This window comes from Microbacterium galbinum, assembly GCF_023101185.1.
Taxonomy (GTDB): Bacteria; Actinomycetota; Actinomycetes; order Actinomycetales; family Microbacteriaceae; genus Microbacterium; species Microbacterium galbinum.
In genome coordinates this window covers 2,970,006-2,991,162 of the sequence record NZ_CP078077.1, presented here as the reverse complement: position 1 = coordinate 2,991,162, position 21,157 = coordinate 2,970,006, and the positions used below count along the sequence as shown (strand labels likewise).

The 21,157-nt window shown below is 68.8% G+C and carries 22 protein-coding genes and 1 tRNA gene; 8 read left to right on the top strand and 15 right to left on the bottom strand.

Annotated features, from left to right (window positions below):
• Positions 1-5: 5 nt before the first annotated feature.
• Complete coding sequence (locus tag KV396_RS14490) at positions 6-404, bottom strand: helix-turn-helix transcriptional regulator (protein ID WP_247957604.1); 399 nt, start codon at positions 402-404, stop codon at positions 6-8.
• A 178-nt stretch (positions 405-582) separates the two neighbouring features.
• Between KV396_RS14490 and KV396_RS14485 the strand changes: the two genes are divergently transcribed.
• The gene (locus tag KV396_RS14485; RefSeq protein ID WP_247622488.1) at positions 583-1,179 is read left to right on the top strand and encodes an HdeD family acid-resistance protein; all 597 of its coding nucleotides are present in this window, start codon (positions 583-585) and stop codon (positions 1,177-1,179) included.
• 64 nt (positions 1,180-1,243) lie between these two features.
• Here KV396_RS14485 and KV396_RS14480 read toward each other — a convergent pair whose 3' ends face one another.
• Positions 1,244-2,008: an SDR family oxidoreductase gene (locus KV396_RS14480; RefSeq protein WP_247956154.1), complete on the bottom strand. Its 765-nt coding sequence runs from the start codon at positions 2,006-2,008 to the stop codon at positions 1,244-1,246.
• A 120-nt stretch (positions 2,009-2,128) separates the two neighbouring features.
• Between KV396_RS14480 and KV396_RS14475 the strand changes: the two genes are divergently transcribed.
• From KV396_RS14475 to KV396_RS14460, 4 genes are all read left to right on the top strand, one after another.
• Positions 2,129-2,602 carry an NfeD family protein gene (locus KV396_RS14475; RefSeq protein ID WP_247622490.1) on the top strand — a complete coding sequence of 158 codons (474 nt, stop codon included), beginning with the start codon at positions 2,129-2,131 and terminating at the stop codon, positions 2,600-2,602.
• A gap of 8 nt (positions 2,603-2,610) precedes the next feature.
• The gene (locus tag KV396_RS14470; RefSeq protein WP_247622491.1) at positions 2,611-3,537 is read left to right on the top strand and encodes an SPFH domain-containing protein; all 927 of its coding nucleotides are present in this window, start codon (positions 2,611-2,613) and stop codon (positions 3,535-3,537) included.
• Positions 3,534-4,310: a glycerophosphodiester phosphodiesterase family protein gene (locus KV396_RS14465; protein ID WP_247956153.1), complete on the top strand. Its 777-nt coding sequence runs from the start codon at positions 3,534-3,536 to the stop codon at positions 4,308-4,310. Before KV396_RS14470 ends, KV396_RS14465 begins: the two co-directional genes overlap by 4 nt.
• Before the next feature lie 105 nt (positions 4,311-4,415).
• Positions 4,416-4,799: an RNA polymerase-binding protein RbpA gene (locus tag KV396_RS14460; RefSeq protein ID WP_247622493.1), complete on the top strand. Its 384-nt coding sequence runs from the start codon at positions 4,416-4,418 to the stop codon at positions 4,797-4,799.
• Here KV396_RS14460 and lnt read toward each other — a convergent pair.
• Genes lnt through KV396_RS14415 form a run of 9 tightly spaced genes read right to left on the bottom strand, consistent with a single transcriptional unit; the run spans position 4,796 to position 14,477 of the window.
• Positions 4,796-6,307 carry an apolipoprotein N-acyltransferase gene (lnt, locus tag KV396_RS14455; protein ID WP_247956152.1) on the bottom strand — a complete coding sequence of 504 codons (1,512 nt, stop codon included), beginning with the start codon at positions 6,305-6,307 and terminating at the stop codon, positions 4,796-4,798. The genes KV396_RS14460 and lnt overlap by 4 nt on opposite strands.
• Positions 6,308-6,330: 23 nt before the next feature.
• On the bottom strand, positions 6,331-8,805 hold the full coding sequence (locus KV396_RS14450; RefSeq protein ID WP_247632229.1) for a DEAD/DEAH box helicase: 2,475 nt from the start codon (positions 8,803-8,805) through the stop codon (positions 6,331-6,333).
• Entirely contained in the window at positions 8,802-9,560 is a 759-nt protein-coding gene (gene tatC / locus KV396_RS14445) for a twin-arginine translocase subunit TatC (protein WP_247633975.1), read from the bottom strand. Before tatC ends, KV396_RS14450 begins: the two co-directional genes overlap by 4 nt.
• Before the next feature lie 57 nt (positions 9,561-9,617).
• A complete protein-coding gene (gene tatA / locus KV396_RS14440; RefSeq protein WP_247622496.1) occupies positions 9,618-9,857 on the bottom strand; it encodes a twin-arginine translocase TatA/TatE family subunit in 240 nt (79 codons plus the stop codon).
• Positions 9,858-9,859: 2 nt separating this feature from the next.
• Positions 9,860-10,879: a helix-turn-helix transcriptional regulator gene (locus KV396_RS14435; RefSeq protein ID WP_247622497.1), complete on the bottom strand. Its 1,020-nt coding sequence runs from the start codon at positions 10,877-10,879 to the stop codon at positions 9,860-9,862.
• Positions 10,876-11,868 carry a helix-turn-helix transcriptional regulator gene (locus tag KV396_RS14430; RefSeq protein ID WP_247956151.1) on the bottom strand — a complete coding sequence of 331 codons (993 nt, stop codon included), beginning with the start codon at positions 11,866-11,868 and terminating at the stop codon, positions 10,876-10,878. Before KV396_RS14430 ends, KV396_RS14435 begins: the two co-directional genes overlap by 4 nt.
• Positions 11,868-12,800, bottom strand: a complete 933-nt coding sequence (locus KV396_RS14425) for a hypothetical protein (RefSeq protein ID WP_247956150.1) — start codon at positions 12,798-12,800, stop codon at positions 11,868-11,870. The genes KV396_RS14430 and KV396_RS14425 overlap by 1 nt, the downstream gene beginning before the upstream one ends.
• 10 nt (positions 12,801-12,810) lie before the next feature.
• On the bottom strand, positions 12,811-13,830 hold the full coding sequence (locus KV396_RS14420) for a tRNA (adenine-N1)-methyltransferase (protein WP_247956149.1): 1,020 nt from the start codon (positions 13,828-13,830) through the stop codon (positions 12,811-12,813).
• A complete protein-coding gene (locus KV396_RS14415; RefSeq protein ID WP_247624693.1) occupies positions 13,827-14,477 on the bottom strand; it encodes an HAD family hydrolase in 651 nt (216 codons plus the stop codon). The genes KV396_RS14420 and KV396_RS14415 overlap by 4 nt, the downstream gene beginning before the upstream one ends.
• A 124-nt stretch (positions 14,478-14,601) precedes the next feature.
• On the opposite strand from KV396_RS14415, the gene KV396_RS14410 reads away from it, so the two are divergent.
• Positions 14,602-15,450, top strand: a complete 849-nt coding sequence (locus KV396_RS14410) for a PAC2 family protein (RefSeq protein ID WP_247956148.1) — start codon at positions 14,602-14,604, stop codon at positions 15,448-15,450.
• A gap of 12 nt (positions 15,451-15,462) precedes the next feature.
• Here KV396_RS14410 and KV396_RS14405 read toward each other — a convergent pair whose 3' ends face one another.
• Together KV396_RS14405 and KV396_RS14400 are read right to left on the bottom strand one after the other, a co-directional pair.
• Positions 15,463-16,287, bottom strand: a complete 825-nt coding sequence (locus KV396_RS14405) for an undecaprenyl-diphosphate phosphatase (protein ID WP_247632235.1) — start codon at positions 16,285-16,287, stop codon at positions 15,463-15,465.
• A gap of 45 nt (positions 16,288-16,332) precedes the next feature.
• The gene (locus KV396_RS14400; RefSeq protein ID WP_247956147.1) at positions 16,333-17,628 is read right to left on the bottom strand and encodes a M20/M25/M40 family metallo-hydrolase; all 1,296 of its coding nucleotides are present in this window, start codon (positions 17,626-17,628) and stop codon (positions 16,333-16,335) included.
• A gap of 112 nt (positions 17,629-17,740) precedes the next feature.
• Between KV396_RS14400 and KV396_RS14395 the strand changes: the two genes are divergently transcribed.
• Positions 17,741-17,823: transfer RNA gene (locus KV396_RS14395), tRNA-Leu, on the top strand.
• Between the two features lie 106 nt (positions 17,824-17,929).
• A complete protein-coding gene (locus tag KV396_RS14390; protein ID WP_247956146.1) occupies positions 17,930-18,163 on the top strand; it encodes a hypothetical protein in 234 nt (77 codons plus the stop codon).
• Here the strand turns inward: KV396_RS14390 and KV396_RS14385 are convergent.
• Together KV396_RS14385 and KV396_RS14380 are read right to left on the bottom strand one after the other, a co-directional pair.
• Positions 18,160-19,254: a VIT1/CCC1 transporter family protein gene (locus KV396_RS14385; RefSeq protein WP_247956145.1), complete on the bottom strand. Its 1,095-nt coding sequence runs from the start codon at positions 19,252-19,254 to the stop codon at positions 18,160-18,162. The genes KV396_RS14390 and KV396_RS14385 overlap by 4 nt on opposite strands.
• Before the next feature lie 104 nt (positions 19,255-19,358).
• On the bottom strand, positions 19,359-21,101 hold the full coding sequence (locus tag KV396_RS14380) for a DEAD/DEAH box helicase (RefSeq protein WP_247622511.1): 1,743 nt from the start codon (positions 21,099-21,101) through the stop codon (positions 19,359-19,361).
• Between the last annotated feature and the right edge of the window lie 56 nt (positions 21,102-21,157).

Here is a 21,157-nt window from a genome sequence, read left to right as displayed (position 1 = left end):
GGTGTTCACGCTAGGTGGGCGTCGCGGGGCGGCGCTTCTCGATTCCTGATCGGCCGGGTGACCTGCTTGGCCTGGAAGACGGGGATCCCGTCGACGTGGGCGGCGCGTTCACGGTACACGCTGGGTGGGACACCCACCAGCTCCGTGAAACGACTGCTGAACGTGCCCAGCGACGAGCAGCCGACTTCGAAGCACACCTCGGTGACCGAACGGTCCCCGCGTCGGAGCAGAGCCATCGCCCGCTCGATCCGGCGCGTCATGAGATACGAGTACGGAGACTCGCCGTAGGTCTCCCGGAACCGGCGGCTGAGATGCCCCGCAGACAGGTGCACCCCGGCAGCGAGAGCCTCCACGTCGAGAGGCTTCGCGTAGTCGCGGTCGATGCGGTCCCGCACCTTACGCATCGACACAAGCTCGCGCAGGCGAGCATCCACGTCGGGAGTCACGTGTCGATCCTGCCATGACGCCCCGCATCGGCGCATGACCCTGCGCGACGTCCCCTCACGAGATGAGCCCCACGGCGAGGATGGACGGCGCTACTCTGAGGTCATCCACACAGGATTCTCTCAGAAAGGGTCCCCCATGTCCGCACCACTCTCCGAAGCGAAATCGCTGTTCAAGTCGATCCGCATCACGCTCGCCGTCTCGGGCGTCCTCGCCCTCATCGCCGGCATCGTGCTGCTGGTCTGGCCCGTGAAGTCCGCCGTCGTCGTCACCGCGATCTTCGCCGCCTACCTCGTCGTCGCGGGTCTCGTCTACATCGGCCTCGGCATCTTCTCGGGCGCCCGCGGCGGCTGGTCGCGCGTCGGGCACATCCTCCTCGGCCTGCTCTACATCGTCGCCGGCATCATCGCCTTCGCGAACCTCGGTGCGGCCGCCGCGGCTCTCGCCTTCGTCGTCGTCATCTTCATCGGCATCAGCTGGATCGTCGACGGCGTGGTGGCCCTGAGCCTGCTCGGTCAGGACGGATCGCGCGTGTGGACCCTCCTCTACGCGCTCCTCAGCATCGTGGCCGGAATCATCGTGCTGTTCTCGCCGCTCGTGGCGGGGTTCGCTTTCTGGCTGATCCTCGGCATCTCGCTCGTCGCGCTCGGCATCGTGCAGATCGTCCGGGCCATCACGCTCGGAAAGGACGCCAAGGAGTTCACGGCCGCCGTTCAGGAGGACGCCGCGCACTGACATCCGCACTGCAGATCGGCCCCGTGCTCCGAGGTGGAGCACGGGGCCGATTCGCGTGCGGGTGCTACTCGGCGACGAACGCGCTCACGTCACCGACGAGGCGGGTGTTGTCGGCGGGGACGGGATCGACGGCCGCCTGAGCGACCTCGGCCGCGAACTCCGAGACGTTGTAGAGCTTGCCCGCGGACTCGCGGCGCTCGGCGATCGCTCCGGGGTTCGCTCGCTCGAGCAGCGTCGCCGTGATCGTGCCCTCGATCATGTCGCCGGAGACGACCGTGAAGCCGATGCCCTTCTCGGCGAGGCCGGGAATGAGCTCGCGCAGCGCATCCTCGCCGGCGCGCTTCGACAGAGCGACCGGCTCGTACTCGGGCATGGTCGGGGTGGTGCGGATGAAGTGCGCCTGGTGGCTCGTCACGAAGATCACGCGCGCGCCCTCGCCCAGGAGCGGTTCGGCTGCGCGGAGCACGTTGAGCTGCGCGTCGCGGTTGAGCGTGAGGGCGTAGTCCTCGGCCATGCCGGATTCCATGCCTCCGGAGGCGTTCAGCACGAGCACGTCGAGACGACCGTATTCATTGGTGACGGCGTCGAACATCGCCGCGACCGACTCGGGGTCGGTCAGGTCGGCTCCGACGACGAGCGCGCGGCGTCCGAGCTCGCGCAGCTCACCGGCGAGCTTCTCGGCGCGCGGGGCCTTGTTGCGGAAGTTGATGACGACATCCGCCCCGGCCTCCGCGAGGTAGCGCACGGTGTCGGCGCCGATCCCCCGCGACGAGCCGGTGACAAGGGCGACCTTGCCGTCGAGAGATCCTGCGGGAAGAACAGCGGTCACGGTGACTCCTCATGGTGCGTGAAACGCCGCGATGACGCGGCAACTCAGACTATCAAGAGCGCCCCGCGCCGCCCGATACGGCGTCGGGCCCCGTGATAGGTTGACCGCGAAGGAGGCCGCATGGACACCGTCTCGACTTTCGTACAGTTCATCGACCAATGGGCCTGGATCGGCTGGCTGGTCCTGATCGCCGCGTTCCTCGTGATCGAGATGCTCACGCTCGATTTCACGTTCCTGATGCTCAGCTTCGGCAGCGCCATCGGACTGCTCACCGATCTGGTCGGCATCCCGGTCTGGGCGCAGGTGATCGTCGCCGCGGCAGCCGCGGCGCTGTTCATCCTCTTCCTGCGACCGCCGCTTCTCCGGCGGCTGCGGCGCGGCGAGGATCCGACCAAGTCGAACGTCGATGCTCTCCTCGACCTCCGTGGAACCGCGCTCCACGACATCACGCAGATCTCCGGACAGGTAAAGCTCAGCAACGGCGACACCTGGACCGCTCGCTCCGCCACGCCCGTACCGATCCCCCAGGGATCGCCGATCGCCGTGACGGCGATCAACGGCGCCACCGCCATCGTCCGTCCCGTCAACGACTAGGAGACTCCGTGAACGACGCCTCGTTCATCCCCACCGCGATCCTCTGGATCCTCGCGATCGCGGTCATCATCTTCGTGGTGGTGACCGTCGCGCGTTCCATCCGCATCATCCCGCAGGCCACGGCCGGGGTCGTGGAACGGCTCGGCCGGTATCACAAGACCCTCACCCCCGGTCTGAACATCCTGGTGCCGTTCATCGACCGACTGCGCCCCCTGATCGACATGCGCGAGCAGGTCGTCTCGTTCCCGCCCCAGCCCGTCATCACCGAGGACAACCTGGTCGTCTCCATCGACACCGTCGTCTACTTCCAGGTGACGGATGCCCGTGCCGCGACCTACGAGATCGCGAACTACCTCGGCGCCGTCGAGCAGCTCACGACCACGACGCTCCGGAACGTCGTCGGTGGACTCAACCTCGAAGAGGCGCTCACGAGCCGCGACAACATCAACGGTCAGCTGCGCGTCGTCCTCGACGAGGCGACCGGCAAGTGGGGCATCCGCGTGGGCCGCGTCGAGCTGAAGGCGATCGATCCGCCCATCTCGATCCAGGACTCGATGGAGAAGCAGATGCGCGCCGAGCGTGACCGTCGCGCCGCGATCCTGACCGCTGAGGGAACGAAGCAGTCCGCGATCCTCGAGGCCGAAGGTGCACGTCAGGCCGAGATCCTCCGCGCGGAGGGCGACAAGCAGGCCGCGGTCCTGCGTGCGCAGGGTGAGGCGGAGGCCATTCAGAACGTGTTCACGGCGATCCACCAGGGCGCCCCCGACGACAAGCTGCTCGCCTACCAGTACCTGCAGATGCTGCCGAAGATCAGCGAAGGTCAGTCCAACAAGCTGTGGATCATCCCGAGCGAACTCACGGAAGCTCTCAAGGGCATCGGCAGTGCGTTCACGCCGAAGCCCGGTCAGGCACCCACTCCCCCGCCGGGCGTGTGACGCACCCGTACTTCGCGAAGGCACGGCATCCCCGAGTCCTCGCCCACCGTGGTCTCGTGACCGCGGCGGGCGAGGACTCGGGCGTCTGGGAGAACACCGCCGCAGCCTTCGCCGCTGCGCACGCCGCCGGGGTGGAGTACGTCGAGACCGACTGCCAGGTCACGGCCGACGGCGACGTCGTGCTCTTCCACGACGCGACCCTCGAGCGGTTGACCGGCGACCGCCGAGCGGTCCGCGAGGTGCGCACCCGCGACCTCGTCCGTCTCTTCGCCGATCACGGCGGCCTCCTCACGGTCGCCGAGGCCCTCGACCTGTTCCCGACCGTGCGCTTCAACATCGACGTGAAGACCGCCGCCGCGGCGGAGCCCCTCGGGCCGATCCTCGCCGATCACACGCATCGGACCCTCGTGACGAGCTTCTCCGATGCCCACCGGCGCGCGACCGTCGCCGCCGTCCTCCGCGCGGGCGCCGCGCTTCGCCCCGCGACATCGGGGGGAAGCCGAACCATCGCGACGGTGCGCGCGCTGTCCGTCCTGCGCCTCTCCCCCGCACGGGTGCTCCGCGACATCGACGCCCTGCAGATCCCCGAGCGGCAGGGGCCGTTGACCGTGCTCACTGCCGCGCTGCTCCGCGCCGCGCATGCCCGGGGCGTCGAGGTGCACGTGTGGACCGTGAACGATGCCGCGGAGATGAACCGACTCATCGCCCTCGGCGTCGATGGGATCGTCTCGGATCGCGCCGATCTCGCCCTCGACACGCTGTCGCCCTCATAACCTCCCGCGCTGGGATTCCCCTGTGAATAACGCCGAGTTTCCGGGGACGTGGATGAAGCGCACAGGCTGGAGCGTTATACCTGACAGCGACGAGAGGACCACACAATGGCAGATCGCAGCCTGCGCGGCATCCGACTCGGCGCCCAGAGCCTACAGAGCGAAGAGGGCGTCGTTTTCATGGAGCGCCGTGAGACCACCTATACCTGTGACACCTGCGGCCACGTCACGAACCTGATGTTCGCGGCCGACGCCGAGCCGCCCCAGACCTGGGAATGCCGCTCCTGCGGTGCCGACGCCCGACTCAACGTCGACGGCCAGGCCGTGACGCTCGAGGCGACCGACGAGAAGGCCGCCCGCACCCACTGGGACATGCTGCTGGAGCGCCGCACGCGCGCCGAGCTCGAAGAACTGCTCGAGGAGCGCCTCGCCTTCATCCGCGCGCGCCGCGGAGCCGGTGAGGACCCGACGCGGGAGAAGATCGGGGCCTAAGCCCGACGAGCGCGCCACCACCCGAGAGCGAGCGCGCCCAGCCCACCCCAGAGCAGGATCTGCTGCACCCAGGGACCCAGCACCACACCCGCCGTGAGGCCGGAGCGGAGCTCGACATCTTCGAGCATCGCCCCGGCCTCATCTGCGTCCAGGCTCGTGATCGTCGACCCGTCCGGACGGATGATCTGGCTCGTACCCACCGTCGAGACGTTGACGACGCTGCGGCCGGTCTCGATCGCTCGCATCCGCGCGAACGCGAGCTGCTGCAGATTCTCGGCGGTCCCGCGGAAGTCCGCGTTGTTGGTCTGGAACACGAGGACCTCGGCGCCGCCCGTCACGCTCTCGTGAATGACGTCGTCGTAGATGACGTCGAAGCAGATCGCGAGACCGACGAGGGCGCCGTCGATGTCCATGAGCGGCGGGTTGATCCCCGGGGTGTACTCGCGGCCGATGAGGCCGATCAGATCGGGGGCCAGGGCGTAGTAGAAGTCGCGATCGGGAACGTACTCGCCGAAGGGCACCGGATGCCGTTTGTCGTGGATCTGCTCTGCTCCCCCGGCATCCGTCCACAGCATCGACGTGTTCCAGTAGAGGTCGTTGCGGGCGGTCGCGGCGTTCGCGAGCACCGGCGCGTCGATCCGGGTCGAGACCAGCGTCAGCTGACGCGCGAGCGTCTCGTTCTGGAAGGGGTCGGTGTCGAGGCTGCCCTCCGGCCAGACGAGGAGGTCGACGTCTTCGCCGTAGAGGGGCTCGGTGGCTTCGGTCTGCGCGCGGACCACGGCGAAGGGCGTGCGCTCGTCGAAATACCCGGTCGGACCGTTTCCCTGCACGGCGGCGATGCGCATCTCACCCGCGGGAGCGGTCGGGAACTGCGGCGTCGCGAGCAGCACGACCGCGAGTGCTGCGGGAACGAGCAGCGGCATCGGGCGCCGCCACAGCCTCAGCCGCACCGCTTCGATCAGCATCGCCACGACGAGAACCATCAGGAACCCGAGACCGCCGACGCCGAGCCACGACGACACCGGAGCGAGCGGGCTCTCGGCCTGACTCATCCCGATCCGTGCCCACGGGAAGCCGCCATAGGGCCAGGAGCCGACGAAGACCTCCCGGCCGACCCAGAGGGCTGCGACGACGACCGGGAGCACCAGCATCCGCCCCCAGGCGCCGGGAAGCGCGCGAGGGATCCACCGGTAGGCGAGGGTGATCGGGATGAGGGCGAGAGCCGTCAGGCCGCCCTCGAGGACGCTGAGAGCAGCCCAGGGAACCGGGCCCAGATACCTCGAGGTCCACGACACCAGAAGAGCGAAGAACAGGATGCCGTAGACCAGGCCGACCAGCAGCGCTCCGCCCGCGCGGCGGCCGATCAACGCCAGCAGCAGCAGCGCGGTCGCCGGGAACGCGAGAACCCAGATCGCGGCCGCCGGGTAGGCGAGATTCATGAGCAGCGCCGCGGCGGCGGCCGCGATCGACGCCGCCCACAACGGCAGGAGCGGGCGCGGTCGAATCATGCGTTCAGCCATGTTCGCCCCGGTCACATCGAGGAGTAGGCGACGATGCCGCGGCGCACGCCGTCGAGCGCCGTGCGGGCCGTGCGGGCGAGCGCTCCGTCCTCGGCGACGATCGAGAGCTGGTCGAGGAGGTCGATCGTCTGTTTGGCCCAGCGGACGAAGTCGCCGGCCGCCATATCGGCATCGACGAGCACCCGATCCAGCATCCCGCCGCGAGCCCAGGAGTGCATCGCCCCGGCGAGGCCGGCGGCGAGCGGCTCGGAGCCGGGAAGGTGGTGATCCTGTTCCAGATCATCGAGGACGGCCCAGAGCGCCGTCGTCTTCTCGTATGCGGCACGGAACGCGCCGCGCGGAAGACCGCGCTCCCCCGAGTTCGCCTCATCGCGCCGCGGTTCGTAGACCAGGCAACAGGCCATGGCCGCGAGCGAGGGCGCGTCGAGGCCCGACCACAGCCCCTGACGCAACGACTCGGCCACGAGCAGATCCCGCTCGCCGTAGATGCGCCGCATCGTGCGGCCCGCCTCGGTGAGCGTCATCTCGTCGCCGTCGGAGCGCAGGTAGTCGAGCGTCTCGAGCACCTCGACCACGCGGTCGAAGACACGGGCCACCGTTCCGGTGCGGGTCTCGATCTGACGGCGGATGCGGTCGGTCTGACGCTTCAGCTTCCAGTAGCGCTCCGCCCACCGGGCGTGCGCTTCGCGATCCGGGCAACTGTGGCACGGGTGCCGCTGCATCTTCGTGCGGAGCTGCTGGATGCGCTTCAGCCGCTTGTCGCGGGCCGAACGCGGGGCTCCCGAGTCCTGCCGGTTCTTCTTCTCGAGGTCGCTCAGCTCGCGGCGAATCGTGGAGTACTCCACGAAATCACCGTGCTCGCACGACATCGACTTCTCGTAGCCCGCGAGCGACACCTCGGCCTCGCGCACCTGGCGGGCGAGACCGACCACGGCGCGATCGGCCTGGAACTGCGCGAACGACGACTCGAGGATCTGGCGGGCTCGCGGTTTGCCGAACAGGTCGATGAGGTTCACGGCCATGTTGTACGTCGGCCGGAAGCTCGAGTTCAGCGGGTAGGTGCGCCGCGACGCGAGAGCGGCCACGGCCTGCGGATCCATGCCCTCGGTCCACTGCACCACCGCGTGGCCTTCGACGTCGATGCCGCGGCGCCCGGCGCGACCGGTGAGCTGCGTGTACTCCCCCGAGGTGATCGCGACGCGGGCTTCGCCGTTGAACTTCTCCATCTTCTCGAGCACGACGGTGCGCGCCGGCATGTTGATGCCGAGTGCGAGGGTCTCGGTCGCGAAGACGACCTTGACGAGCTTGCGCTGGTAGAGCTCTTCGACGACCTCCTTGAACGCCGGCAGCAGGCCCGCGTGGTGCGAGGCCACGCCGCGCTCGAGATTGTCGAGCCACTCCCAGTAGCCGAGGACGCCGAGGTCCTCCTCCTGGAGCGTGCGGGTGCGCTCCTCGACGATCGCGCGGATCTCGGCGCGCTCCTCCTGCGACGTGAGACGCATACCCGAGCGGCGCACCTGCGCGACGGCGGCATCGCAGCCGACGCGACTGAAGATGAAGAAGATCGCCGGCAGCAGATTCGCGCGTTCCAGGAGGTGGATGACCTCCGGGCGATCGATCCGCTCGATGCGGCGCGCGTTCGACGGACGTACCGGACGCTGCCCTCCGCGCGGAGGGCGCTTGGCCTGTCGGCCGGCGTGACGATTGCTGACGTAGGACTGCGCGCGACGGTTGTTGTCGTAGTGCGAGCCCGTGAACGAGCGGATGCGCATCAGCTCCTGGTTCACCTGAGCCGTGGCCACACCCGCCCGGTCGTCGAACAGGGGCAGCAGATCGTCGCGCACGAGCACGTGTTGTTCCAGCGGAACGGGGCGGATCTCCGAGACGATCACCTCGGTGTCGCCGCGCACCGTGTCGAGCCAGTCGCCGAACTCCTCGGCGTTCGAGACCGTCGCACTCAGCGAGACGAGACGCACCTGCGACGGCAGGTGGATGATGACCTCTTCCCACACCGCGCCACGGAATCGATCGGCGAGGTAGTGCACCTCGTCCATCACGACGTAGCGCAGGTCGCGCAGCGCCGCGGAGTCGGCGTAGATCATGTTGCGCAGCACCTCGGTGGTCATCACCACGATGCGTGCGTTGCCGTTGATGTTGGTGTCACCGGTGAGCAGCCCGACCTCGTCGGCTCCGTAGACGTCGACGAGCTCGCGGAACTTCTGATTCGAGAGCGCCTTCATCGGCGTCGTGTAGAACGCCTTGTCGCGGGGGGTCTGCATCGCGAGATGGATCGCGAACTCGCCCACGATCGTCTTACCGGCCCCGGTCGGCGCCGCGACCAGGACGCTGTTCCCGCGCTCGAGCGCATGGCAGCCCTCGATCTGGAACGGATCGAGATCGAAGCGCTGGCCGGCGGCGAACGCGGAGGTCTCGGGGTGCTCGGATGCCTGTCGCGCAGCGGCGTATCGCTCCGCCGGCGAACTCATGCGGCGTCCGGCAGGAGGCCGGCGGCAGCATCCTGCTTGCGCTTGCGCCGGTCGAACAACAGGGACAGACCGGCGGCTGCGAAGTACAGGACGATCAGGATGCCGGCGAGCATCAGCATGCTCACCACGTCGGCGGCCGGCGTCGCGAGAGCGGCGAAGACCGTGGCGATGATGATCGCGACGCGCCATCCCTTGAGGATCGCGCGCCCCGACATGATGCCGGCGAAGTTCAGTGCCACGAGGAAGACCGGCAGCACGAAGGAGACGCCGATCACGAGCATCAGTTTGAAGATGAAGTCGTAGTAGTCCTGGGCGGCGTAGAAGTTCGTCCCGCCCTCCGGCGTGAAGCTCCACATCAGCTCGATGATGTGCGGCATGATCATGACGCCGAGGTAGCACCCGCCCAGGAAAAGCGGAACGGCGGCTGCGACGAAACCGACCGTGTAGCGCACCTCTTTACGCGTGAGGCCGGGCATGATGAACGCCCAGATCTGCCACAGCCAGACCGGTGCAGAGGCGAAGAGACCGATCGACAGGGCGATGCGCATGCGCATGTCGAACGCGGAGGTCACGGTCGAGAAGTTGAGGGCGCTGAAGTCGTCGCCCCGCTTCTCGGTGATGAGACGGATCGGCTCGGTGATGAAGTGGATGATCGGATCCGCGACGATGAACGCCAGCACCATGCCGACGACCAGCGCGATGGCGGCGATCATCAGACGGCGGCGCAACTCGACGAGGTGCGCTCCGAGAGACATCCGCCGGTCGCGGTCCGGCTTCGCCTTCGCGGCCGGGTCCATCACTGCCACGAGCGGTCAGGCGCGCGGCGGAGTCTCAGGTTCTGAGCCCGAGTTCTTCACCGTGGTCGGGTCCACTGCCGCGTTCTCCGCGGCCGCCGGACCGTCTTCTTCCTTCATCGCCTTCATCTCTCCCTTGAAGACGCGGGCCGACTGGCCGACGCTCTTCGCGAGGGCGGGCAGCTTTGCCGCGCCGAAAAGGAGGAGGATCACGGCGAGCACGATCAGGAGGTGCCACCCCTGCAGTCCAGCAAACATCTCTAGTTCCCGTCGTCGGTGGGCGATTCCGCCAGTCTACCCGGCTGTGCTGTGGATGGGCGGTGGTAGAGCGCGAGTCCCGCAGACGCCCATTCCCGGGTCGCCGCGCGCGCGATGCCGGGCTCGAGCACCTCGAGCGCTCCCCCGAAACGGGCCGCGATGCGCTTGATACCGCGCGGATCTGCGAGGTGCAGGTGCGCCGTGACCACGCCATCGAGGGTCTCGACCTCATCCGCGGAGAGAAGCCCACCCAGGAGCGGAGCGAGTCGTTCGGGAACGCGCACGGTGACCTCGCGGTCGTCCGCCACCTCGGCGAATGCCTCGGGGACGTGCTCGCCCGCGTGCGTGATCGGGATGTCGGTCAGCTGCGGGCGGCTCACCCGGTCGAGGTGGAAGGTGCGCATCGCCTGACGCAGATGACACCATCCCTGCAGATACCACTGGCCGTTGGTGATCAGGATCTGCACCGGATCGACCGTGCGCGTGGTCGGCTGCGCGTCGGGCGCCTGATAGGTGAACGAGATCGCGCGCCCCTCCTGCACCCCACGGGACACCGCCTCGCGCACCTCGTCGACCGCGGTGGGCGCGATGACCACCTCGGCGGGAGCGTCGGCCGCTCCTCGGGAGAGCTTCGAGATGAGACCGGCGACGAGCCCCGAGTCCGAGACCGCGGGCACCGCAGCGACCATCTGCAGCCCGGCGAGCAGTGCTGCCGCTTCGCGCGCCGTGAACCGCGGCACACGGCGCAGCGCGACGTCGTTCGTGATCTCGATGACGTCTTCCTGGTCGAGCAGATCCCAGTTGATGTCGAACATCTCCTGCGGCTGCTGCCAGAACCCGGCTTCGCCGGGAAGGCCGATGACGGTCAGCTTCTCGACCATCGCCCGCATCTCGCGCGGGGTCACGCCGAACTCCGCGGATGCCTCGGCCAGGGAGACCTGTCCGTGTTCGAGAAGGTACGGCACGAGGGTCAGGTACAGACGCACCCGATCACCGGCGAGCAACGGCTTCTTCGCACTCATCGGCGGACCTCCCGCTCGGCGTGAGCCTCGGCGACCGCGCGGAGACGCGACACCACCGCGTCGCGGAGCTCATCGGGCTCGACCACACGCACCTCGGGGCCGTACGAGGCGAGCTCGTCGGCGAGGATGTGGACATCGACGAAGGGGACGCGGATGCCCTGGACCGCCGGGACCGCCCTCCGCCCGAGCCGCAGAGACGCCTCCGTACCCGGAGTGATCTCGAGCAGAGCGGAGTTCTGGGACGCCACCTCCTCGAGTCCCGCGAGCGCGCGGTCACCCGCTCCGTCTCGCAGGACGGGGTCGAAGGTCGTCGCGGTCACCGTCACATCCCCGACGATGCGGCTGAGCAGGAACGTACGGTCGCCGGCGGCGTCGATGTCGATGCCGAACACGTGCCAGCGCGCCTCGTAGTCCACCAGCGCGAGCGGCTGGACCCGGCGACGACGAGGAGCATCCTCCCCCGGCTTCAGGTAGTCGAAAGCGACGACCCGGCTCTTCTCGATCGCCTCCTGGAGCGGACCGAACGCGGCATCCCGCGCCGTGATTCGCGGCGCGAACCCGATGATCGGCTCGTCACCGTCGATCCCGAGGGCGCGGATCTTCCGGACACCGGACTGCGCATCGCCCGATGCGGATTCCGCGCTCCACACGCTGCCCGCGAGACGCAGCACGGCGAGTTCGGCGGGCGTGAAGTCGATGTCGCTCGGCAGGTCGTACTCCGCCTGCGGAATCCGGTAGCGCGCCTCACGCAGATCGTTCGGGTCTGCGGCGTCGCCGATCGTCTCGACGGGCACACCGAGCGAGCGGAGTTCGTCCTTATCGCGCTCGAACATCTTCTCGAGGGCATCCGACCGCGTCCCGGCATCCGCGCGCTGGCGGTACCCGGAGACGTTGTCGAGGATCTGCTGCTTCGTGAGCCCGATCTCCGTCGCCATGAGAGCCACGACGAGATTCGTCAGGCGCTCCTCGGCGGGAATACGGGCGGCCATCACGGAGTCGGTACCGTGATGGCGCCCAGGATGTCGACGACGTAGACGACGGCGGGGGCCGAGTCGGAAGCCGGAGTCACGACGAGCACCTGGGAGCCGACGGGCTTGCCGACCAGCTCCTGGGCCACGGCCGGTGCCACCTGCTGCAGGTCGGTGGAGACCGCCTTGCCCCACGTCTGCGTCATCACGGTCTTGTCGTCCCAGCTGAGCGCGGTGTACTGGACGATCGGCACCTGATCGGCTTCGACGTCGTCGCCCTCACCGAGGATGAGCGTCTGCGTGACCAGAGAGGACGGTGCGTCGGAGTTGGGGATGATCACGCCGGGAGTGCCGTCCGGAGCACGGACGACGGTCGGCATGCCGCGAGCATCGTTGAACTGCAGGGAGCCTTCGGCCTTCGGCAGGAGCACGTCGATGGTGTCGACGACGAACACCATCGTGTCGTCGGCATCGAGACCGAAGCTCTGCAGTGCCTCCGCTCCGGCATCATCCGCGGTCAGAGCGACCACCGTGCGAGACCCCTGGGTGACGCACTTCAGTGCGTCTGCGAGAGCCGGGAAACGCGCACCCTGGATGTCGAGGCTCGTCAGCGGCCCCTGAGCGGGGTCGTACGGAGTGCCGGCGACCTCTTCGCCCGTCTCGCCACTGAAGAGGGTGAGCTCGTAGACGAAGGGCTGCTGACCGTTCTGAACAGCACGACCGTCGCCGACGACGACGTCCGTCGTCGCCGACTTCTCGACGTGCAGCGGCGTGTAGATGCTCACATCCGGCTTGGCGCCGAGATTGCCCTCGACGGTCACTGCGTCGGCAAGACCGCTCGAGCCGCCGGAGCGGTCGCACGCGGCGCCATCGAAGGTCGGAGCAGCGGTGCACCCCGTCAGAGCGAGGACGGCGAGGCTGAGAGTGGCCAGAACGGCGGACGTTTTACGCACGCCCTCCAGTCTATTCGGTCGGGTGCTCCGATTCGCGCGATGCCGTCGCGATGCGCGCGCCCTCGGCGGCGCGCGCAGCCTCACGCGCCCGCTTGCGCAAGTTCTTGTCGGTGATCTCTCGATCGCCGACCGCACCGGGGGTCCACTGCTCCACGTCGTCGTCGCCGTAGCTGGACTTCGAGGCGCGACGCTTCACGGAGGGTGCGACAGTGCCCGGAGCCAGACGACGCGCGGTCAGAAGGAAGCCGGTGTGCGCGACCATCCGGTGATCGGGACGCACCGCGAGGCCCTCGACATGCCAGCCGCGCACCATCGTCTCGGAGGCGTCCGGATCCGTGAACAGTCCGGTGTTGCGGATGTACTCCGCGACGCGCGAGAGCTGCGTGGCGGTCGCGATGTAGCAGAGCACCACTCCCCCGGGCGTGAGCGCGTCGGCGACGACGTCGATGCACTCCCACGGGGCCAGCATGTCGAGCACGACGCGATCGACGGATCCGGCGGGAAGCGCGGAGGGCAGCTGCTCGACGAGATCGCCGACGACGACGCTCCAGGTGTCCGGCTGCTCGCCGAAGAACGTCGCGACGTTGCCGCGGGCGACCTCGGCGAAGTCCTCTCGCCGCTCGAACGATACGAGTCTGCCCGCGGGCCCCACCGCACGAAGCAGCGACAGCGACAGGGCACCCGACCCCACTCCGGCCTCGACCACCGTCGCTCCGGGGAAGACATCGGCCTGCATGACGATCTGGGCGGCATCCTTCGGATAGACGATCGCCGCGCCACGGGGCATCGACATCGCGAAGTCCTTCAGCAGCGGGCGCAGCGCGAGATACTCGTGACCCGAGCTGTTCGCGGCCACCGATCCGTCGGGCAGGCCGATGAGATCGCGGTGGCGCAGCACCCCGTGGTGGGTGTGCAGCTCGCCGTCCTCCCGGAGGGTGACGGTGTGCAGTCGGCCCTTGGGACCCGTGAGCTGGACGCGGTCGCCCTCGCGGAACGGGCCGCTCGGACGGTGCGTGCCGGAGGCGGTCATCGGGTGGCTCCCGTCGTGGCGGAATGGCGGTCGAGGAGGTCGACCAGGTCGTGTGCGGTGCGGCCGTCGAGCGTCGGCCAGAGCTCGTGCGCACCGAGGTCGTCGAGCGGCACGATGTGCGGGACTCCGAGGGTCACGGCGCCGGAGGCGATCCCGGCACGGACACCGGTCGGCGAGTCCTCGATCACGATGGCTTCGGTGATGTCGATGTCGAGCAGGGCGGCGGCCTGCAGGTACGGCTCCGGATGCGGCTTCGGGTTGTCGACGTCGTCGCCGGCGACGACCAGATCGAAGGCCGGGAAGTCGATGAGATCGACGACGCTCAGCGCCATCCGTCGCAGCGACATCGTCACGAGCGCGGTCGTGATCCCCGCCTGCTTCAGGTCGAGCAGGAGCTCGCGTGCGCCGGGGCGGAAGGGCACTCCCTCGGTGCGCAGAAGGTTCTGCACCTCATCGGTCAGATGGGCGACGATCGCCTCGGCCTCCATGCGCACGCCCGCGTTCTGCAGGATGATCGCGCTGTCGATCAGTCCGCTGCCGACCAGCTGCAGCGCGTCCTCGTGGGTCCAGGTCCCGCCGAAGGACTCGACGAGCCGGGTCTCGGCCGCCATCCAGTACGGCTCGGTATCGACGACTGTTCCATCCATGTCCCAGAGGACCGCGCGGGGCTGTGTGCTCACCGAGCCATGTTATCCGGCGCAGGACCCGTCTTCCTCCGAGCGCGACTAGCCTGGGGAGACGACACCGTCACTCGATCGAAAGGGGATCACGATGGATGTTCTCGGTTCGCGCATCGTGATCGTCGCCTTCGACGGCTGGAACGACGCGGGTGAAGCGGCCAGCGGTGCCCTCGCGGCCCTGCGCGCCACGAGCGAGTACGACCTCGTGCACACCGTCGACCCCGAGCTCTACTTCGACTACCAGTACACGCGTCCGTCGACCCAGCTCGACACGGAGGGTCGTCGGCGCCTGAAGTGGCCGGAAGCGACGCTGTGGCGTCCGCGCGACGCGGGCGACGGGCCCGAGTTCTGGCTGCTCACCGGAGTCGAACCGGCTCGCACCTGGCAGTCGTTCGCCGCCGAGTTCATCGACGTCGCGCTGCGCGACGACGTGAGCGGCTTCATCATGCTCGGCGCGATGCTCGCCGATGTGCCGCACTCCCGGCCGATCTCGATCTTCGCGGCCAGCCAGAACGAGCAGGCGCGCGAGGAGCTCGGACTCGAGAAGTCCCTCTACGAGGGCCCCGTCGGCATCCTGAGCGTCATCGAGCACTACGCCGAGTCGGCGGGCATCCCGACGGCGACCCTGTGGGCGAGCGTGCCGCACTACGTTGCGAATGCGACTCCGTCGCCGAAGGTCACCCTCGCCCTGCTCGATCGCCTCGAAGAGCTCACAGGGGTGTCGGTGCCGCGCGATGCACTGCGCACGGAAGCCGCCGCGTGGGAGGCATCCATCGACGCGGCCGCGGCGGACGACGAGGAGATGACCGAGTACATCCGCCAGCTCGAGCGCACCCGCGACACATGGGACTCGCCGGAGGCGTCGGGCGATGCGATCGCCCAGGAGTTCGAGAAGTACCTGCGTCGGCGCGGTGATGGTCCGGGCGACCACAAGCGCTGAGTGCGTCGGCGCTCAGGCGGCGATCGCTCCGGTGGCGAGCAGGACCAGGATCACCGTGCCCAGCACGATGCGGTAGATCACGAACGGCAGGAAGCTGCGCTTCGAGATCCAGCTCATGAAGAACGCGATGACCCCGAGGGCGACGACGAAGGCGATACCGGTGGCCGCCAGCGTGTCGCCGAGCGAGAAGAACGCCGGTTCGTTCCAGCTCTTCGCCAGCTGGTAGAAGCCGCTGCCGAAGACGGCGGGGATCGCCAGGAGGAACGCGTAGCGGGCCGCCGCGGCGCGCTCGTAGCCGAGGAAGAGCCCCATCGTGATCGTGCCGCCCGAGCGCGAGACGCCCGGGACGAGGGCGAGGGCCTGGGCGAATCCGTAGGCGACACCGTGCGGGTAGGTGAGCTGGTTGAGCGTGCGCTTCTTCGCTCCGACATGATCGGCGATGCCGAGCAGGATGCCGAACACGATCAGCATGATCGCGACCACCCAGAGCGAGCGGAACACGCTCTCGATCTGATCCTGGAAGAACAGGCCCAGGATGACGATCGGGATGCTGCCGATGATGATCATCCAGCCCATCCGCGCGTCGGGATCGGTGCGCGGGGCTTTGCCGACGAGCGACCGGAACCACTGCGTGACGATGCGGACGATGTCGCGCCAGAAGAACACCACCACGGCCGCCTCGGTGCCGATCTGGGTGATCGCGGTGAACGCCGCACCCGGGTCCTCGCCCGAGGGCAGGAACGAACCGACGATGCGCAGGTGGGCGCTGGAGGAGATCGGCAGGAACTCGGTCAGCCCCTGGACGATACCGAGGATGAGCGCTTCGAAGAGATGCATGGAGGGCCTTCAGGGTCGACGGCGGCACGGAGCCGGCGGGAGCGCTCAGTACGTGCGCAGCAGATCGGCCAGCACCCGCTGACCGAAGACAAGCGAGTCTACGGGCACACGCTCGTCGACTCCGTGGAACATGCCTGTGAAATCGAGATCTGCGGGCAGCCGGAGCGGCGCGAACCCGTATCCGGTGATCCCGAGGGTCGACAGCGCCTTGTTGTCGGTTCCGGCCCCCAGCAGATACGGGATGACGGGCACACCGGGGTCGTGCCGACCGATGCTCGCGACCATGGCCTCGACGAGCTCGCCCTCGAACGGGGTCTCCATACCGATGTCACGGACCACGGTCTCGATCACGATGTCGTCGCCGACGATCTGCTGGAGCTCGGCCAGCACCTCGTCCTCCGTGCCGGGGATCACCCGCACGTCGATGAGCGCTTCGGCGCGCTCCGGGATGACGTTGTGCTTGTACCCGGCGGTGAGGCCGGTGGGATTCGTCGTCGTCCGGAACGACGATCGCAGGAACGCCTCGGCGGGACCGGCGGCCGATGCCAGGGCGTCCGGATCGTCGGCGCTGCGCCCGGTGAGTGCGCTCAGTCCCTCGAGGAGCGCGGTGGTGGTCGGCGTGAGCCGGATCGGCCAGCGCGTGCGACCGATCGCCGCGACGGCCTCGGCCAGCGCCGTGATCGCGTTGTCGTCGTGCAGACGACTGCCGTGGCCCGCCCGTCCCTTCGCGACCAGCCGGATCCAGATCAGCGCCTTCTCGCCCACCTGCAACAGGTAGGCCCGACGGTCGTCGACCGTGATCGAGTATCCGCCGACCTCGCTGATCGCGGTCGCCGCACCGGCGAACCATTCGGGGCGGTCGCGCACGACGAGCGCCGATCCCTCGACGCCACCGTTCTCCTCGTCGGCGAAGAACGCGAGGACGAGGTCGCGCGCCGGCATCTCGCCCGCGCGGAGGATGTCGGCGACGGCCGTGAGGATCATCGCGTTCATGTTCTTCATGTCGACGGCGCCGCGCCCCCACAGCATCCCGTCCTGCACGATCCCGGCGAAGGGATCGACCGTCCAGTCCTCCGCCATGGCGGGGACCACGTCGAGGTGCCCGTGCACGACGAGCGCCGGCAGCGAGCGGTCGCGACCCGGCACCCGTGCCATCACGTTCGTGCGACGCGGGACGGGCTCGTAGTACTCGACCTCGAGCCCGAGATCTGACAGGTACGCACCCACGTACTCCGCAGCCTCTCGCTCCCCCTTCGCGTTGCCGCCTCCGAAGTTCGAGGTGTCGAAGCGGATCAGCTCGCTCGCGATGCGCGCGACCTCGGGCAGGGAGGGTTCGGTCATGCGAACCAGGCTATCGAAAGCGCGTGCCACGCCCGGGCGTCACGCCCGATTCGAGGCCGACACCAGAAGGTGGTAATGTCATTCTTCGGTCGGCAACGATCATCCAAAACCTGCGCGGGTGGCGGAATGGTAGACGCGCTACGTTGAGGTCGTAGTGCCCGTAAGGGCGTGGGGGTTCAAGTCCCCCTCCGCGCACAGATGGCCCCGGTGGATCCCCTGGATCCGCCGGGGCGTTTTGCTTGCCCCCTCGCGCCGTCCGTGGGCGAACACGAAAGCGCGCTGCGCCGCATATCCGGCGACGGTGGTCGCCGAGTACACCGCCTCGAAGGCCTTCGCCACGGTCGTGTACTCGGGTGCCGGGATCGTGAGCGGCGACAGCTACGACGTGGTCGTCGATGGATCCACGACCACCGTGACGGCCGGAGAGGGCGGCACGAGTGGGATGGGCGGCCAGCCCGGCGGCGGTCAGGGCGGTGGGATGCCCGGCGGCGACGCTCCGACCCGTGGCGCCCAGGGCGACGGCGACGGGTCCTAGACCGCGCCCACGCCGAACAGCAGACCGAGCAGATACGTGATCGCCGCGGCGCCGAACCCGATCGCCAGTTGGCGCAGGGCCCGGCGCAGCGGCGGTCCTCCCGAGAGGATGCCGACCATGGCTCCCGTGCTCAGCAGCGCGATGCCCACCAGCACGAGCGCGACGATGACGGCGGCGGCACCCTGCAGACCGAAGATCCACGGGAGCACGGGAATGATCGCTCCGGAGGCGAACAACAGGAAGCTCGAGATCGCAGCGGTCCAGTCGCTGCCGACGACCTCGTGCACGTCGCCGTGGGTGCGAATGGGTCCTGTCGCCGTGCGCCGCACGCCCGCCTGGGCCGCCGTCACGATGCGGCGCGCCTTCGCGAGGGCCTCCTCCGGGTCCGCGCCGCGGGCGCGGTACACCAGGGCGAGTTCGTTCTCATCGATGTCGAGATCGTGAGCGGATGCCGCGGCATCCTCGTTCGCCTCGGTCGCCGCGAGGAGCTCGCGCTGGGACCGCACGGAGACGAACTCCCCCGCACCCATCGACAGCGCGCCCGCGAGGAGACCGGCGATCCCGCTGAAGAGCACGAACCCGGAACTGACTCCGGTCGCCCCGATGCCCAGCACCAGCGCGAGGTTGCTGACGAGCCCGTCGTTGGCCCCGAACACCGCGGCCCGGAACGACCCCGACAGACGGCGGCGACCACGGGCGGCGAGACCGCGCACCACCTCGGAGTGCACCTTCTCGTCGGCACGCATGGCCGGAGTCGCATACTGCTCGGCGTCATAGGGCGACCGCGCCTCGGCGCTCTGCGCAAGCGCGAGCACGAAGATCGAGCCGAAGCGCCCGGCCATCCATCCCAGTAGCCGCGAGCGGACTCCGGCGCGGGGCAGGCGAGCCGGTTCCCCGCCGAGGAGGTCGAGCCAGTGCTGCTCGTGGCGCCGTTCGGCATCGGCGAGGCGCAGCAGGATGTCGCGCTCCTCCCCCGTCCGGCGCGCCGCGAGACGCTGATACACCGTTCCCTCGGCGCGCTCCTCCACGAGGTAGCGCGCCCAGCGGCGACGGTCGGCGGCCGTGGGTTCGGCGGCGAGCGGAGCGGTCATGTCTGACTCCTCGGGTGCGTGGACAACCGTTCCACGCTATCCGCGGGAAGGCGTGGGAACGCAGCCGACGCCGGGATTGCCAGCATTTCGGGGATCCGAAGCGCTCAGGAGCGTACGCGCTTGCGGAGGATCTCGATCCGGGACTGCAACTGGGTGACGGTGGCCTGCGCGACCGCCGGCCCGCCGCAGATCCGGCGCAGCTCGGCATGCACCGCGCCGTGCGGTTCGCCCTTCTGCCGTGCGTAGAGACCGACCAGGCTGTTGAGGAGCTGACGCTGCTCCTTGAGGGTGCGGTGCAGAGGCGGCGGGAGGGTCGTCGTCTCGGTCGGGCCGGCCGAGGCTTCACGCGCCTCGCGCAGCCGCGATTGCCGGGACTGCCGCTGCATGAGCAGCTCGTGCACGTGCTCGGGCTCGAGGAGGCCGGGGAACCCGATGAACTCCTCTTCTTCGGGGGTGCCGGGCTCGGCCAACTGCCCGAACTCCTGGCCCTCGAAGACGACCCGGTCGAAGTGCGCGACGGACGACAGCGCCTGATAGCTGAACTCCTGAGTGAGCGCGTCGGAGGTCTCCTCCTCGCGGTTGGCGCTCTCGAGCAGGGAGTCCTCGAGGCCGTCGTCGTCCTTCGACTGCCGGTCGAGCGCGTGGTCGCGCTGCTTGTCCATCTCGTTCGCGAGGCCCATGAGCACGGGTACCTGCGGGAGGAAGACGCTGGCAGCCTCGCCCCGACGACGCGCGCGCACGAATCGACCGATCGCCTGCGCGAAGAACAGCGGCGTCGACGACGAGGTCGCATACACGCCGACCGCGAGGCGCGGCACGTCGACGCCCTCCGACACCATCCGGACGGCCACCATCCAGCGCTGGTCGCCCGCGCTGAACTTCTCGATGCGCTCCGAGGCGGTGGCGTCGTCGGAGAGCACGATCGTGGCCTGCTGGCCGGTGATGCTGTGCAGGATCTTGGCGTAGGCACGGGCGACCGTCTGATCGGTCGCGAGCACCAGACCACCCGCATCGGGCACGTGGTGACGGATCTCGGTGAGGCGGCGGTCGGCGGCGGAGAGCACCGCCGGCATCCACTCCCCCTCCGGGTCGAGCGCCGTGCGCCAGGCCTGCGAGGTGACGTCCTTGGTGTTGTCCTGCCCCAGGTGCGTCTCGAGCTCGTCGCCCGACGTCGTGCGCCAGCGCATCTTGCCCGCGTACATGTGGAAGAGCACGGGACGCACGACACCGTCGGCGAGGGCGCGGCCGTAGCCGTAGTTGTAGTCGGTGCGAGAGATGCGCGCACCGGATTCGTCGGGGTGGTACTCCACGAACGGGATCGGTGCGGTGTCGCTGCGGAACGGCGTGCCGGAGAGCAGGAGCCGCCGCTTCGCGGGGCCGTAGGCGTCGCGGATCGCATCGCCCCAGCTGAGCGCGTCGCCGCCGTGGTGCACCTCGTCGAGGATCACCAGCGTCTTGGCGTCTTCGGTCAGGTGCCGGTGCACGGACGACTTCGCCGCGACCTGCGCGTAGGTCACGACCGCTCCGTGATAGTGGCGCGCCGGCGCCCAGTCGCTGTTTCGGAAGCGCGGATCGAGGCGGATGTGCACCCGCGCCGCGGCATCGGCCCACTGCGTCTTGAGGTGCTCGGTGGGGGCGACGACGATGATGCGATTGACCTCGCCCGTACGCATGAGTTCGACCGCGAGAGTGAGGGCGAAGGTGGTCTTTCCGGCGCCCGGCGTCGCGGCCACGAGGAAGTCCCTCTGGTCGGCGGCGAAGTACTGTTCGAGCGCCTCCTGCTGCCAGGCGCGCAGCTTGTTCGCGGTTCCCCAGGGGGCGCGCTGTGGGAAGGACGGAGAGAGCATCGGCTCAACGATAATCGCTCCGTCGGACATCGGCGCGCGCCCCTCCCCGACGCGCC

Coding starts and splice junctions, on each gene's coding strand:
- KV396_RS14380 (WP_247622511.1), bottom strand. CDS start 21,101: ATGCTCTCTCCGTCCTTCCCACAGCGCGCCCCCTGGGGAACCGCGAAC.
- KV396_RS14460 (WP_247622493.1), top strand. CDS start 4,416: ATGGCAGATCGCAGCCTGCGCGGCATCCGACTCGGCGCCCAGAGCCTA.
- KV396_RS14435 (WP_247622497.1), bottom strand. CDS start 10,879: ATGAGTGCGAAGAAGCCGTTGCTCGCCGGTGATCGGGTGCGTCTGTAC.
- KV396_RS14420 (WP_247956149.1), bottom strand. CDS start 13,830: ATGACCGCCTCCGGCACGCACCGTCCGAGCGGCCCGTTCCGCGAGGGC.
- KV396_RS14400 (WP_247956147.1), bottom strand. CDS start 17,628: ATGACCGAACCCTCCCTGCCCGAGGTCGCGCGCATCGCGAGCGAGCTG.
- tatA (WP_247622496.1), bottom strand. CDS start 9,857: ATGTTTGCTGGACTGCAGGGGTGGCACCTCCTGATCGTGCTCGCCGTG.
- KV396_RS14415 (WP_247624693.1), bottom strand. CDS start 14,477: ATGGATGGAACAGTCGTCGATACCGAGCCGTACTGGATGGCGGCCGAG.
- KV396_RS14405 (WP_247632235.1), bottom strand. CDS start 16,287: ATGCATCTCTTCGAAGCGCTCATCCTCGGTATCGTCCAGGGGCTGACC.
- KV396_RS14430 (WP_247956151.1), bottom strand. CDS start 11,868: ATGGCCGCCCGTATTCCCGCCGAGGAGCGCCTGACGAATCTCGTCGTG.
- KV396_RS14475 (WP_247622490.1), top strand. CDS start 2,129: ATGGACACCGTCTCGACTTTCGTACAGTTCATCGACCAATGGGCCTGG.
- KV396_RS14410 (WP_247956148.1), top strand. CDS start 14,602: ATGGATGTTCTCGGTTCGCGCATCGTGATCGTCGCCTTCGACGGCTGG.
- lnt (WP_247956152.1), bottom strand. CDS start 6,307: ATGATTCGACCGCGCCCGCTCCTGCCGTTGTGGGCGGCGTCGATCGCG.
- tatC (WP_247633975.1), bottom strand. CDS start 9,560: ATGTCTCTCGGAGCGCACCTCGTCGAGTTGCGCCGCCGTCTGATGATC.
- KV396_RS14490 (WP_247957604.1), bottom strand. CDS start 404: ATGCGTAAGGTGCGGGACCGCATCGACCGCGACTACGCGAAGCCTCTC.
- KV396_RS14385 (WP_247956145.1), bottom strand. CDS start 19,254: ATGACCGCTCCGCTCGCCGCCGAACCCACGGCCGCCGACCGTCGCCGC.
- KV396_RS14485 (WP_247622488.1), top strand. CDS start 583: ATGTCCGCACCACTCTCCGAAGCGAAATCGCTGTTCAAGTCGATCCGC.
- KV396_RS14450 (WP_247632229.1), bottom strand. CDS start 8,805: ATGAGTTCGCCGGCGGAGCGATACGCCGCTGCGCGACAGGCATCCGAG.